We start from the raw sequence: 14,695 nt of genomic DNA, 5'->3' as shown, positions 1-14,695 counted from the left end.
AAAAAAAAGCGGCTTCGGCCGCTTTTTTTTGCTTATCGCTTGAACAGCTCGGCAATTTCCAGCGCGGTCGAATACGGTTCGGGATCATTGCGGTTGCTGAGCAACACCACCGTCAGCCGCTGCTGTGGGTAACGCACGATCACGTTGCGGAAGCCCATGGTCTCCCCGGAATGCCACAGGCTGTCGTCGGTGATGCGCCAGCCGTAGCCGTATTCAACTGCGGGATCATCGGTCGGGGTCGCCGCGGTGAATGCGAGGCGGCGCGACTCGTCGCTGAGCAGGCGGTCGTCGTACAGCGCGGCGTCCCACTTGGCGAGGTCGTCGATCGACGAGTAGATGCCGCCGTCGCCGAGCACCGCGCTGGTCTGGCTCTGGTCGGTACGCGTCCACTGGCCGTCGACCTGGCTGTACCCGAAGGCGCGGTTGGGGACTTCCGGGCCGCCCTGCACGTAGGCCAGGGTGTCGTGCATGCCCAGCGGCAGGAAGATCCGCTCGCGCAGGAACGCGGGGTAGTCCAGGCCGGAAGCGCGCTCCACGATCAACGCCAGCAAGGCGTAGCCGCTGTTGCTGTAGCGGTAGTCGGTGCCGGGCTCGAAGTAGGTCTGGTCCTGGCCTTCGAGCAGGTGCAGCACGTCGGCGTCATGGACTTGCCCGGTCGTGTTTTCCGGGATCATGCCGTCATGAAGCAGGTCTTCGTAGTCGATCAATCCGGAGGTGTGGCTGAGCACGTGATGCAGGGTGATGCCGTCGGCGGCATCCGGCAGCGACGGCAGCCACTGCCGCAACGGGTCGTCGAGGTCGAGCGTGCCGTCCTCGGCCAGCAGCAGGATCGCGGCGGCGGTGAACTGCTTGCTGACGGATGCCAGCCGGTAGTTGGTCGTCGGGCCGGCCTCGGTGCCGCTCTCGAGATCGGACAGGCCGTAGCCGCGTCGCACCACCGGCTGGCCATCCTTGATTACCAGCAGCGATGCGCCGGGCACGTCGCCGTCATAGCGACCCATCAACTGGTCGGCCGTGGGTTGGGACACGGGTACGTCAAACATGAGCGTCGGGCTCGGCTCCGGTCGCAGCGTGTAGTGCCACCACTCCATCGGATAGTTGGCGAACCCGTGGCGCTCCATCGCCTCACGCAGGCGTTCGCGATTGGCGCGCTGGGCCGGTGTCGCCAACGACGAGTCGGTGTTGGCGATCGGGCCGAAGAAGTCGAAACCGGTACCCATGTCGAGCGGTTCGCAGGTCTCGCATTGCAGCAAGGTCAGGTCGACCGTTGCGCCGCGGCTGTGGCCGGACACCGCGGCGATGTAGCCGTTCAGCAGGTTGGGCTTGTCCATGTCGGGGTAGTAGTCGGCCTTGTTGCGCACGTCGTCGGGGTCGTTGGCCCAGCGGACGAAGTGCGCGACGGCGCGGGTGGGCCGGTAGCAGTCAAAGATCTTCAGGCGCAGGTCCTGTTGGCGCAGGTCCTGCTCGACCTTTTGCAAGGCCTCGGCGACAGGTTCCAGCAGATAGCAGCGCGGGGCCTCGTAACCATCGATCGGCACGCCGACGAAGTTCTCACTGCCGGCGTAGCGGATTTCCTGGACCATGTCGGGGACGAGGCTGCGGATGTCAACCAGACCGGCTTCGGCGTGGGTCTGCGCCGGTGACAGCTGCGGCGTCGACGCGTTTGAAGCGGTGGTTGAAGCGGTCGACGCGCAGGCGCCAACGAGCGTCGCCACCAAGGCCGCGGCGGCGAGTCGCAGTAGCGTTCTAGTCACAATCACCGGTGCGTTCAAAAGCGAGGTCCTCATAGTCGGAACTGAAATCGGCATTCGGATCTACCTTGGCCATCGAGAGCGCGGGCGACGCACCTGCATCGGCGAAGTCGAGCCAGGCTTCATCCAGGCCCGGACCGTCCCAATCGACCAGCAGTCGCCCCTCCACTTCCATCACCTGCCCGCGCAAGCGCGGCGACTTGACCGCGGTGAAGCGCACGTCACCCTCACCCTTGCATACCGCCACCTCGCCGAACCAGGGATCGGTGTAACGGCCCAACTGGTTGGAAAGCGCCGCGGCCGTGGCCGGGACACGGGCGGAGGTGTCAGGCATCTGTGAATCGCCGGCCGACGCCGGTTGGTTGGCGATGCGCGCCGCATAGTCAGCGACCGCAAGAGTCTCTTGCGGAGCCGTGAAGTGCTTCAGCAGCACTTGGTTGATCACCGTCCGGGCCTCGCCGGCATTACCGTTCATCAACACCACGAAGCCGGAATCCGAATCCGGCAACAGGGTCATCACCGAGTACATGCCCGACAGCGTTCCTGTATGCGAGACCGTCCAGGCGCCGTCGACATCGGCCAGGCGGAAACCGAACGCGTAGGCGTAGGCATGGGTGTTGTTCCAGTCGCGGCTGCGCTGTGAGATCGGCATCGGCGTGCGCGCTGTCCACATCGCCTTGCGCTGCTCCGGCGACAACCATTGCAGCTGCTGTTCGGTCGGCACCAGCCAGTTCCGTGCCCAGTCGAGCATGTCGCCGACACTGCAGCGGATGCCGCCAGCGGCCGCCGACGTGATCGCCGGGATGATCTCGTCGTCGACCGTGGCTGGAACGTTGCGGCCGTCCTCCCGGCGATGTGGCTGGGCGATATTGCCGACCGCCGCGCGATCGATCTCGCCGACCATGCAGCGGTCCAGTCCGAGCGGCTTGAACACCTCGCGCCGGACCAACTCCTCATAAGACGCACCACCCACCGCGGCCGCCACTTCACCGGCGACGACATACAGCAGGTTGTCGTAGGCATAGCCCGAGCGGAATCCGTAGGCGGGCTTGATATGGGCCAGCCCATTGATGATGTCGTCGCGATCGAACTGGTTCGGCTGCGGCCACAGCATCAGGTCGCCGCCGCCCTCGGGCAGGCCGCTGTTGTGAACCAGCAGGTCGCGGACCAGCATGTGTTGGGTGACCCACGGGTCGTGCATGCGGAACTGCGGCAGGTGCTTGACCACCGGGTCGTCCCAGCGCAGCTTGCCGGCATCGACCAGCCGCGCCAACACGCTGGCGGTCATCGCCTTGGTGTTGGAGGCGATCTTGAACAGCGTGTCGGGCGTGACCGGTTGGCCGGAGCCTTCGGCCAGCTCGCCGGCGGTGCGCATGTAGACGACCTGGCCGTCTTCAATGACACCCACCGCGATCCCCGGCAACTGGTACCGATCCATCACGGCATCAAATACGCGGTCGAACGCCGGCTGCGAGTCGTCCGTGGCAGCGGCGGCCGGCGATGCTGCAGCCACCACTAGTGCCACAGCCGACAACGCCCTCGCCCACGATCGCGAATGACGCACGGACTCAGTCATCCGTGGCCTTCATCCGCTGCGCAACCTGCTCGACATCGCTCCAGACCCGCAACAGGTTGCCGCCCCAGAGTTTGGCAACCTGCGCGTCGGTGAATCCACGACGACGCAACCCTTCCGTTACGTTCGCGGTCTCCGAGGCGTCGTTCCACCCGGTGATGCCGCCACCACCATCAAAGTCGGAGGCCAGTCCGACGTGGTCGATGCCGGCGACCTGGACGGCGTGCTGGATGTGATCCAGGTAATCGTCGAGGTCGGCTATCGGGAATTGCTCTTTGATACGTTGGATGCCGGCCATGTACGCGGGCAGGGATTCGTGCAGCTCACTGTCGAACTCCGCCGCGCCGGCCTGCTTGGCAACTTCCGCCTGGAGTGCGTCCTCGGCCTCCTCGCGTGCGGGGTCGGACTTCAGGAAGTAGGTGTAGGCAACGATGTCGGCGACGCCGTCATGGTCGGCGATCGCCAGCAACTGGGCATCGTCCAGGTTGCGCGGGTTGTCGGTCAGCGCGTTGACTGCGGAGTGGGATGCAATCACCGGCGCGGTCGATGCCGCCAGCACGTCACGCACGCAGGCATCCGAGGTGTGGGAAACATCGACCATGATCCCCAACTGGTTGGCGCGTTGCACCACCGAGCGCCCGAAGGTGCTCAAACCCACGTCCCCGGGCGGCGCATCGCCGAACTCCGGACGCCCACTGGAACTGGTACAGATGGCGTTGTGGCCGACGTGGGTCAAACCGAGATAACGCGCACCACGTGCATACGCTGCGTCGAGGTTGTCGAGCTCCTCACCCAACGAGTAGCCATTCTCGATGCCGATCATCGCCGACAGCAGTCCGTCGGCCTTGTGCTGGCGCACCTGTTCGGGCGTGGTCGCCAAGGCGATGCGGTCGGGATACCGCTCCAGCATCATCTCGATCGCCGAGTACTTGCGCTCCGCCTGCGCCATCGCGTCGGCATAGCCGGCGTCGGTCAATGGCCCCTGCTCGGTATAGATAACGAAGAACGCCGCATCCAGGCCGCCACGTTCCATCTTGCCCAGGTCGACCCGCAGCTCGGTGTCGGTGCCGACGTCGAAGCGCGGGTCGCGCATGTAGTCCAGCGGGATATCTACGTGGGTATCGATGGTCAGCGGACTGGGTGGCGCGGTAAAGACGGGCTGCTGAGCGCAGCCCGCAAGTGAGACGGCCAGCGCCGCGCAAACTATGCCAATGCGAGTATTCATATCTTCCTTCCGGCCTCGGCCGGGCGTTTGCCGATGCTCACTTGTCCGTAAGCATGGCGAAATAATTGGTGGCCTTGACCGGATGGCGGCCCGACAAGCGGGCCGCCGATTGGGGCGTGACTCAGAATGTGTAGGTCACGACCAACTGCGCGTAACGCGGCGACTGCCAGCCAAGCGCTTCCCCGAAGTACGGCATTTCGTTGCCCGGGGTGCTTTCGTAACGGGAATGCACCCGGGTTGCGGTCTGGCTGTTCAACAGGTTGAAGACGGAGAGGCGTGCCTTCAGGTCCATGCTTGCCGACGGCAGCGTCCAGGTCACGCTGGCACCCAGGTTGGTGACCCAGGGCATGCGGCCGAATGCACCCTGCTCGGTGAAGACCAGTTCCCGCGTCTCCCAGTTGTCACAGTTCGCCACGCACAGCCAGCCGGAACCGCCGCCGCTGTACTCACCGGGCCCGCCGGCACTGCGATCATCGTTGGGCCAGCTCACGCCGAAAGCGGTGATCGGACCGCCGGACCGTGAGGACAGTGTGCCGCCAAAGCTCCACATCTCATTGAGCTTGTAGCTGCCGCGCAGTTTGATCTGGTGACGGGAGTCGTTGAACAGGACGCCGTAACGCTCGTTGACGGCCGGGTGGTCGAAGTACTGCACCAGGTTGGTGTCATTGTAGCCGGTGTCCGAGTTGACCGGCCCTTCGATGTTGCCCTCGGACTTGGACCACAGGTAGCTGGCGTTGAATGCCCACTTGTCATCCCAGGCGCGGTCCAACTGGAATTCAAGGGCCTTGTAGGTGCGCTTGGGCTTGCTGTATCCCATGATGGCGCCGCTGCCGAGCGCCATGTAGCCGTCCTTGGAACTGTCAAATTCAACCCACTCCTCCGTGTCCGGGCACCACAGGGTATTGCTTTCGCCGGGGTTGATGATGGGCCAGTCACCGGAATACCACGGGCATCCTTCTACATGATTGATGCGCGCGTCTTCCACGGCGCGGGTCATCTCGCGGTAAGTGGCGCTGACGCCATACGACCAAGCGTTGTCGATCGCCTGCTGGAAGCCCAGGATGAACTCGTCCTGGAATACCTGCTTCAGGTCGCGGCTGACTGCCGTGCGGACGTCATCGGGCGCGGGAACGTTGCCCGTAGTGTTGACCGCACCGAGCTGGGCGCCAAGCTCCGGGGCCAGATAGGTGCCACCGGTGACCGGGTCGGTACGTTCGACCCATCCACCGAACTCGTAGTACGTATGCTCATCGGTGGTTCCGCCGCCGAAATAGTCGGTGAGCTTGTTGGTAAGTGGGGTGTAGTAGCGGCCCGCGTTACCGAACACCTTGGTCCTGCCGTCGCCCTGGACGTCCCAGCTGAAGCCCAGGCGTGGCGAGATCATGTCGCTGAAATCGGCCTTGGCGAAGGTCGCGCCCGAAGCCAGCGTGTTCTCGAACTTGTCGGCGCGCACACCGATGTTCAGCAGCAGGTTGGAGGTGACATTCCAGTTGTCTTCCACGTAGATCGCCTGCACCTTGGTCGAGACCGGGGCGCCGGTGATGTAGTGGCGGGCGTCGACATAGGCATGCATGTCGAGCGGAATCGTCGTGCCGTTCGGAAGCTGGCCGTTGCTTGTAGCGGGAACCCCATTTGCATCCGGCGGTGGTGTTTTGGCGCCGTTCACTATGTAACTTACGCCGTCACCCGGATATACCCTGGAACTGTTGGAATCCGAGATTTCCTGGTCGACGCCGAAGCGCAGCAGGTGGTCGCCCATCGTCCACTCGAAGTCCAGGCGCGCTGCCTCGCGCTTGTCAAACCGGCTACTGATGCTGCTGTTGCTCGGGTGACAGCCTTCCCGCGTGGTCTCCGGCCCGAATATCTCGGTGTATTCGCCAGTTCGGTCAACGATGCTGCAGCCCCCGTCCCATGGACTGCCGCCGGTGGCGCTACGCTCGTTCACGCCATACATCGCCTTGGCGACAAAGTTCTGGCCGAAGTGCCCGGTATAGGTCGCCGACCAGTTGTCGCCGCCGGAGCCGTCATAGCTTTCACCAACCTTTGCGCCACGCGTGGCGCTATCCCAGTCGTAATCATACTTGCTGGTAGCCGAGTCGGACTTGTCGGAGAAGGCCAGCAGTTCCAGCGAGTGATTGTCGTTGATCTGCCAATCGAGCTTGCCGCCCCAGAAGTCGTTGTTGCTGTCGGTGTACCAGGACTCGATCGTGTCGATGTCCCGCGGATTGCTGTCGCGCTGTTCATACATCGCGAAGAAGAACAACTTGTCCTGCACGAGGGCGCCGGATGCCCAGACGTTGGCCTTGTAGAACGACCCGTCGTCGCGGCTCATGCGATCGCGCTCATCGAGGGTGCCGTTTTTGTGGAACTCGTCCTTCTTCGAGGATGTCCAGGCCGCCGGTTCCATCGTCACCTCGGCGCCAGCCTTGAACTCGTTGCCTCCGGAGCGGGTCACGGCATTGATGACGCCGCCGGTGCTACGGCCGAATTCCGCCGAATAGCCGCCGGTCTTGACCTGGAACTCCTCATAGAACCCGAAGGGGACGGATGAAAATCCCTGGCGGCGATAGGGATCGGTAACGTTCAGCCCGTTGATGTAGGCGACGTTCTCCGCCACCGACGAGCCACCGAAGGACAGACCGCCGAAGCTGGCGCCCGATGAAACCACGCCTGGCGCCAACAGCGCAACGGCTCCCAGGCTCTGGTCCACCGGCAGCCGCGCAAGCTCCTCGCGGTTGACGTTGGTGGAGGACTCGGTGGAATTGACGTCCACGCGGTTGACCACTCTGGAACCGACCACCTGCACGGCGGCCAGGTTTACCGCGCCGCCGCTGGTCAGATTGACGGTCGTGGTCCCACCCAGGGAAACACTGACAGAAACCGGAGCTCCCGACCCGGATGTCAGGGTGTACTGACCCGGAGACAATTGGCCGATGCGATAACTGCCGTCTTCGCTCACCGTCGCGGAGCGCGACGCCCCCGTCGACGTGTTGGTGATAGTGACCTGCGTGCCAGCATCTGCACTACCCGCGACGGCACCGGTGACGCTCTGGGCCATGGCCACCGGAGCCAATGACGCCAGGCAAAGACCCAACGCGGCTACCAGTACTCTTGTTCGCAACACTTTCTTGTTATTCATGACCCCTCCGGCAAAAAGTTGTTTGTCAGGCGTATCTACGGGTTTGCATCAGGTTGCGGCAGCAGCTGTGCCTCAAAGCTGTAATCCCACTGGTCGAAGTACAGATTGCCTCCGCTCCACTCGACCTCCCCCCTTTGTGAGTCGACCGTTTCGGAGCGAAAAAACTGTTTTTCGGGATAGAAATCACCGCCAAAATCATCATTGAAGGCGATGCGGTAGGCGTCCAGGCCGCCAAGGTAGAACCACTCCAGGCTGTTGCCCTGGTCGTCGACGGCTCCCTGCAACCGCCCCGTGGTCACGTCCATGGGCACCCAGCCATACGGGGCCAGATACAGCTGGCCCCAGTCGTGCAGGTTCCAGTAGTCGTCGTCGGGGCCTTCGCCACCTTCGAACACCATCCCCGACTGCCAGCGCGCCGGAATCCCGTTGAGCCGCAGCAGGGTGATCAGCAACAGCGTCTGTTGCCCGCAATCGGCATGGCCTGCGTGCAGCGCGTAATCGCTGATGTTGGAAATGGTCGAGTATTCGCGTGCACCGGCCCAGGGAATCTCGTCGACGGCAGCAAACAGCTTCCGGGCGATCAGGTACGGGTTGGTCTCATCGCCAACGACCTTCTGCGAGAACTCGCGCAAGGCGGGGGTGAACACGATGTGCGGGGCGCGCTCACCCAGGTTTGCTGCCAGCTCGGTCGTTGCAGGCGCTGGCTGGACCTGGTCAGGGTCGATCGCGTGGTACTGCGCGTACAAGGTGAGCTCGTAGCTGATCGAGAAATCCGTCGACTCCCCGGCCCGTGCGGGCTTTTCCAGATGGACGGTGCGTTGGGCAACCGACTCGGGAGCGATGACCGCGTCGTCGGGCTCACTGTCCAGCAGGTCAATGGCTTCCTGCTGACCGGCAATCGCGCGTGGAAACGGGATCCAGGCACGAACCATCTCACCGGCTGGGACGGTATCGGCGGGCACGCTCAGTTTCTGGGTTACCCGTACCCGGCGTGGCAGCACGCTGGTCTGGTTGCTGGCCTGCGCCTGGGTACGAATGGCCTCGTGATGGGCGTTGGCCGATTCCATCGGGCCTTCGCTGAAGGGCTTGGGATTGGCGCGGCGCGCAGCCGCCTGGTCACTGAGCCGGAACAGGTTTGGCACCGCGCGGTCGAAGTACCAGGTCTCTGCGTCGATGACGCGGTGTTCAATCAGGTTGTCCTGCTTCCAGCCGGCGAATTCATCCGCTTGCAGGTCGGGTATCTGCTTGCGGAGGCGCTGCAATACTTGCTCCTCCTGCAGATGGAAGTCGATCAGGATGCGACGCATGCGCTCGCGTTCAAATTGCAACGCCTGCTCGGTGCCGGCGTCGAGGGAGTCGTCCCGAAGCGCTGCGACGATGGCGGCCTCGGCGTCGCGGAAGTGACCGTCATCGACCATCGCGATGACCGCGGGCAATGCCGATTTATCCTGCGCCTCGGCGGCGACACCCAACATGGGCAACACCGCCAGCAAAGCGAACAGCACGGCTCCCAGCCACGGCCCACAGGCTTGCTCCGTGCTGGTTGACGCGCATTTGTCCAGAACCTGACCCATCGCTCGAACCCCTCCTGCCGTGGCCCCCATGGAGAGCTGTTTAGCACGGCCCCCACCGATTAGCAATAATATATTCTCGACTATCGTGATATAAGAATGATGTATTCCGCAGTGCACAATAAGTGTTTGACGCGATCATCCCGACCCATTCACCCCGACCAGTCCATGAAGGTATGACGATGCGATTGCAGTCCCTTTCCCTTGCGCTCGGCGTCGCCATCGCGCTTGCTGCTTGCCCGTTGTCGGCACGCGAAGTTCACGCGCCAGCGGTTGCGCCGCTGACCGGCGACATCCCGGCCCACGGTGTAATCGGGGTTGAGGACGCCCACCTGGCCCCCGGATTCTGGGTCGCACGAATGGATCATCCCGACCGGGTACTGGGGGGACGCGATGCGATCAGCGCCCAGAACGATCGTTTGTTCAAGCTCGACCCGTCGATGCATGATTTGCGCGCCCTGCCCCCGAATCTGGACCAGGCGAAGGTGCGCGGCTGGATCGATGCCATATCGACCGCTCCCACCACGAGCCGCTGGGGTGTCGACGGCGCTCCGGTTGCCCCCACGACGCTGGAGGCGATGGTCGACAACCTCGCACTGGAGGCCATCGCGGAATCACAACAGACCCGTTATGGACTGGTCGTCCATCGTGCCGCATTGCGCGGCTTTCCCACCGCGCAGCGGATGTTCAGCCGCCAGGGTGATACCGATATCGACCGTCTGCAGGAGAGCGCGCTGTTCCCCGGCACGCCGGTCGTTATCGCCCACCAAAGCGCCGATGGCGACTGGCTGTTCGTCGTCAGCCCACGCTACGCGGCGTGGATCGAGAAGCGCCAGGTCGCCGAAGGCAGTGCCGCGGACGTGTTTGGCTATGTCGATGACACGCGGTACCGGGTCATCACCGGCGGCACCGAGCACACCGTTTTCACCCGCGAGGAGCCGCGGGTCTCCGGGCTGCAACTCGACATGGGGATTCGTTTGCCAGTAGCGGATGTGCCGCTGGACCAGCCCGTGAATGGCCAGCATCCGTACACCGCCCATGTGCTGCGCCTGCCGGTTCGCGACCCCGACGGCACGCTGGCGTTCTCCCCTGCACTGCTGCCAAAACGCGCCGACAGTGCCGCAGATTACCTGCCTTTGACGCAGGCCAACCTGGTGCGGCAGGGATTCAAGTTCCTGGGTGAGCGCTATGGCTGGGGCCACGCCTACGGCACCCGCGATTGCAGCGGCTTCGTGTCCGAGATCTACCGCAGCATGGGAGTACAGATGCCGCGCAATACCAGCGCGCAAGCCGTCAGCCCGGCGTTGCATCACGTGCTGTTCGACCAGGATGACAGCCGCGTCGACCGCATGGCCGCGGTGGCGGAACTGCAGGTCGGCGACCTGGTCTACATCCCCGGCCACGTGATGATGATGATCGGCCGCATCGACGGCGCGCCCTACATGATCCATGACACTCACGGCGGCAGCTACCTGGGCGCCGACGGCACATTGCAGTCGATGGCCCTCAACGGCGTGTCGGTAACCCCGCTGCTGCCGATGATGTTCAACAAAAACCAGGACTACGTCGACCGCATCACCAGCATCGTGCGTCCCCACGACGTGCGCGGCAAGCTGGCGCCGCCGCCGAAAACGAAATCCCACTGACCGGAACCAGGGCACGAACCCCATGAAGATCACTGAAATAAAGTTCGGCATGCTCCGCGTACCGCTGAAAACCCCCTTCAAGACCGCCTTGCGCACCGTGGAGCAAGTTGAGGACATCGTGGTGATGGTGCACACCGACACCGGCCATATCGGCTATGGCGAGGCGCCCGCGACGGCGGTGATCACCGGCGACACGCACGGCTCGATCGTGGACGCGATCCGCCATTACATTTCCCCGCGCGTGATCGGCGAGGACATCGCGGACCTCAACCGGATCACCCGCCTGATCCAGACCGCGATGGAGAAAAACTCCAGCGCCAAGGCGGCGGTGGAGATCGCCATCTACGACCTGTTCGGCCAGCTCTACGATGCCCCGCTGTACAAGATGCTCGGCGGCGGCGACCCGATGATCACCACCGACATCACCATCAGCGTCGACACCATCGACAAGATGGTCGCCGATTCCATCAGCGCAGTCGAACGGGGTTTCGACTCGTTGAAGATCAAGGTTGGCAAGGACATCGGCGTCGATATCGAACGGATCAAGGCAATCTACGCGGCGGTCGAGAACCGCGCCCTGCTGCGACTGGATGCCAACCAGGGCTGGACCGCGAAGGAAGCGGTGTACGCGATCCGCGGCCTGGAAGATGCGGGCGTGCGGCTGGAGCTGGTCGAGCAACCGGTCAAGGCTCGCGACCTGGAGGGGATGCGCTATGTCACCGAACGCGTGCACACGCCGATCATGGCCGATGAAAGCGTGTTCGGGCCGATGGAGGTGATCAAGCTGATCAACATGCGCGCGGCCGACATCATCAACATCAAGCTGATGAAGACCGGCGGCATCTCCAATGCCATCCGCATCGCCGATATCGCCGCGATGCACCAGATCCAGTGCATGATCGGCTGCATGTTGGAGACCAGCATCAGCGTGGCGGCGGCGGTGCATGTTGCCGTGGCCAAGGCCGACGTGATCACCAAGGTCGACCTGGACGGCCCGTCGCTGTGCCTGTTCAACCCGGTCGAGGGCGGCGTGATCTTCAACGAGTCGGAAATATCGATCACCGATGCACCCGGGCTGGGGATCCGTGAAATCCGCGGAATGGAGCCGATTGGCAGCGATGTCGTGGCGGCCTGAGCCGTGTCCGCCCTGCTGAAGATTCGTGCCGAGCGCGACCAGATGTCGGCGATCGAGCGTCGTATCGCCGACTTTGTCCTGGACAACGCGCAACTGCTGCGCGATTACTCGTCCCAGCAGATCGCCAACGCGCTGGGAATCAGCCAGTCCAGCGTGGTCAAGTTTTGCCAGAAACTGGGGTTCAAGGGTTATCCGGACCTGAAGTACTCGGTCGGGGAAGCCATCGTCCGGGCCAGCAATGGCGACAACCAGGTTGACGACCAGGGGAGCGATGCGGATCCCGACGGCTCGGCAGCGGGCGACCTGTGGCAGCGCAAGACCGAAGCGGAGCAGGAAACCCGCTCGATCAATCCGCCGCAATCGGTTGCTGCGGTGGCTACCGCAATAGCGGTCGCGGCCGAGGGTGGCAAGGTGTTCCTGATCGGATTGGGCGCCGACGATATCCGCGCTCGCGCGTTCGCCCTCAAGCTCTCCCTGCTGGGGATCCTTGCCGTACATAATTTTGACCCGGCCCACATGGCTGCCAGCGTTTCCGCGGCCGCACCCGGTGATGTGCTGCTGGTGCTTTCCGAGCATGGAAAGGCAGCGCCGCTATGCCATCTGGCCCGATGCTTCCGTGAGCGCCGGGGCACCGTGATCTCGGTAACCCGGCATACCTCCAACCCGTTGCGGGCGTATGCCGACCTGAGCCTGCTGGTGTCTGCGCACGATGATCGCGTGCACATCCAGCCCCTGCTCTATCAGTCGGCCTTGCAGCACCTGCTGGATCGCGTGTTCGTGCTGTTGTGCGAAAGCGGTCGTGAAGAACAGCTGCAAGCCAACCTGGAACAGATTCAACCGCTGCTGGAACTTTGACCCCCGTCATGCTCCAATCTTTGGACGACCAGTACCAACAACGCAGTGCAGACAAGGGGATCGCGATGAGTGTCGAACGTCCGTGGCTTGACCAGTATCCAGCCGGGGTTCCCGAGCAGATCGATGTTGACGAATACCCATCGATCGTGGCGGTACTGGATAACGCCATCGCCAATTTCCGCGATCGCCCCGCGTTCGCCAACTTTGGCAAGACGCTCACCTACGCCGAGATCGACACCCTCAGTGCACAGTTCGCCGCCTACCTGCTGGGTGAATTGAAGCTCAGGAAGGGTGACCGCGTGGCGATCATGATGCCCAACTGCCTTCAATACCCGATCGCGACCTTTGGCGTGCTGCGGGCCGGATTGACCGTGGTCAATACCAACCCCATGTACACCGCGCGCGAGCTCCGCCATCAGCTGGTGGACTCGGGTGCGACGGTGCTGCTGGTGCTGGACAACTTCGGCGACACCGTCGAGGAAGTGCTGAGCGACACCAAAATCACGACCGTCATCACCACCGGGCTGGGCGACATGCTTGGCCTGAAGGGGGTAATGGTCAATTTCGTGCTCAGGTACATCAAGAAGATGGTGCCCGAGTTCAACATCCCCGGCGCGGTGCGATTTGCCACGACCCTGAAGCTGGGCAAGAAGCACCCCCTGCCGAAGGTCGAAGTACAGTCCGGCGACATCGCCTTCCTGCAATACACCGGTGGCACCACCGGCGTGGCCAAGGGCGCAATGCTGACCCACCGCAACCTGGTGGCGAACATGCAGCAGGCCGCCGCGTGGGTTGGGACCAACGTGGTGCCGGGCCAGGAAGTCATCATCACCGCGTTGCCGCTGTACCATATCTTCGCGTTGACGGCGAACGGACTGGTGTTCATGAAGTTCGGTGGCTTGAACTACATGATTACCAACCCGCGCGACATGCCCGGCTTCGTCAAGGAGCTCAAGAAGGTATCGTTTACCGCCATCACCGGCGTCAACACGCTGTTCAACGGATTGCTCAATACGCCGGGTTTCGATGAGGTCGATTTCTCCAAGCTTCGCCTCACCCTTGCTGGCGGCATGGCGGCACAGCGTTCTGTCGCCGAGCGTTGGAAGAAGACCACCGGATGCACCTTGATCGAAGCCTACGGGTTGACCGAGACCTCACCGGCGGCCTGCATCAATCCGATGGACCTGAGTGAATTCAACGGCGCGATCGGCCTGCCGATCCCGTCCACCGACGCATCCATCAAGGACGAAGACGGCAACGCCCTGGCCACCGGCGAGGTCGGCGAGTTGTGTATCAAGGGCCCGCAAGTGATGAAGGGTTACTGGCAGCTGCCAGAGGAAACGGCCAAGGTGCTCGACGCCGACGGCTGGCTGCATACCGGCGATATCGCAAAGATGGACGAGAAGGGGTTCTTCTACATCGTCGACCGCAAGAAAGACATGATCCTGGTTTCGGGTTTCAACGTGTATCCGAACGAGATCGAGGACGTGGTTGCGATGATGCCCGGCGTGCTCGAAGTGGCTGCCATCGGCGTGCCCGATGAGCACTCCGGGGAGGTCGTCAAGCTGGTCGTGGTGAAGAAGGACCCGTCGCTGACCGCCGAGCAGATCACCGCCTACGCACGCGAGAACCTGACCGGGTACAAACGGCCCAAGGTGATCGAGTTCCGCACCGAGTTGCCCAAGTCCAACGTCGGCAAGATCCTGCGCCGCGAGCTGCGCGACGAGCCTGCCGAGTAGAATCGCCCCCTCACCCCGCCCACAAGGCGGGTGTGTAGGGTGTATTAGCCAAAGGCGTAAT

At 63.2% G+C, this 14,695-nt stretch carries 9 protein-coding genes; 4 read left to right on the top strand and 5 right to left on the bottom strand.

The window, feature by feature from the left end; all coding sequences use genetic code 11:
* Positions 1–32: 32 nt before the first annotated feature.
* From ACW7G1_RS09055 to ACW7G1_RS09035, 5 genes are all read right to left on the bottom strand, one after another.
* Positions 33–1,787, bottom strand: coding sequence for a serine hydrolase (locus ACW7G1_RS09055; RefSeq protein ID WP_456979406.1), 1,755 nt, complete (start codon positions 1,785–1,787; stop codon positions 33–35).
* A complete protein-coding gene (locus ACW7G1_RS09050) occupies positions 1,747–3,327 on the bottom strand; it encodes a serine hydrolase domain-containing protein (RefSeq protein WP_456979405.1) in 1,581 nt (526 codons plus the stop codon). The genes ACW7G1_RS09055 and ACW7G1_RS09050 overlap by 41 nt, the downstream gene beginning before the upstream one ends.
* Entirely contained in the window at positions 3,320–4,549 is a 1,230-nt protein-coding gene (locus ACW7G1_RS09045) for a dipeptidase (RefSeq protein WP_456979404.1), read from the bottom strand. Before ACW7G1_RS09045 ends, ACW7G1_RS09050 begins: the two co-directional genes overlap by 8 nt.
* Positions 4,550–4,670: 121 nt before the next feature.
* Positions 4,671–7,688 (bottom strand): TonB-dependent receptor, encoded by a 3,018-nt coding sequence (locus ACW7G1_RS09040; RefSeq protein WP_456979403.1) that lies wholly within the window; start codon positions 7,686–7,688, stop codon positions 4,671–4,673.
* A 35-nt stretch (positions 7,689–7,723) separates the two neighbouring features.
* On the bottom strand, positions 7,724–9,262 hold the full coding sequence (locus ACW7G1_RS09035; protein WP_456979402.1) for a transglutaminase-like domain-containing protein: 1,539 nt from the start codon (positions 9,260–9,262) through the stop codon (positions 7,724–7,726).
* A gap of 179 nt (positions 9,263–9,441) precedes the next feature.
* Between ACW7G1_RS09035 and ACW7G1_RS09030 the strand changes: the two genes are divergently transcribed.
* The 4 genes from ACW7G1_RS09030 (at position 9,442) to ACW7G1_RS09015 (ending at position 14,634) form a co-directional block, all read left to right on the top strand.
* On the top strand, positions 9,442–10,905 hold the full coding sequence (locus tag ACW7G1_RS09030) for a C40 family peptidase (RefSeq protein WP_456979401.1): 1,464 nt from the start codon (positions 9,442–9,444) through the stop codon (positions 10,903–10,905).
* Positions 10,906–10,927: 22 nt separating this feature from the next.
* Positions 10,928–12,040, top strand: coding sequence for a dipeptide epimerase (locus ACW7G1_RS09025; RefSeq protein WP_456979400.1), 1,113 nt, complete (start codon positions 10,928–10,930; stop codon positions 12,038–12,040).
* A 3-nt stretch (positions 12,041–12,043) separates the two neighbouring features.
* On the top strand, positions 12,044–12,895 hold the full coding sequence (locus ACW7G1_RS09020; protein WP_456979399.1) for a MurR/RpiR family transcriptional regulator: 852 nt from the start codon (positions 12,044–12,046) through the stop codon (positions 12,893–12,895).
* Between the two features lie 65 nt (positions 12,896–12,960).
* Positions 12,961–14,634 carry a long-chain fatty acid--CoA ligase gene (locus tag ACW7G1_RS09015; protein ID WP_456979886.1) on the top strand — a complete coding sequence of 558 codons (1,674 nt, stop codon included), beginning with the start codon at positions 12,961–12,963 and terminating at the stop codon, positions 14,632–14,634.
* Positions 14,635–14,695 lie beyond the last annotated feature (61 nt).

This window comes from Lysobacter sp. A378, from assembly GCF_054052125.1.
Note: the sequence above shows the minus strand (reverse complement) of the source record. Positions and strands in the feature narration are given on the sequence as shown.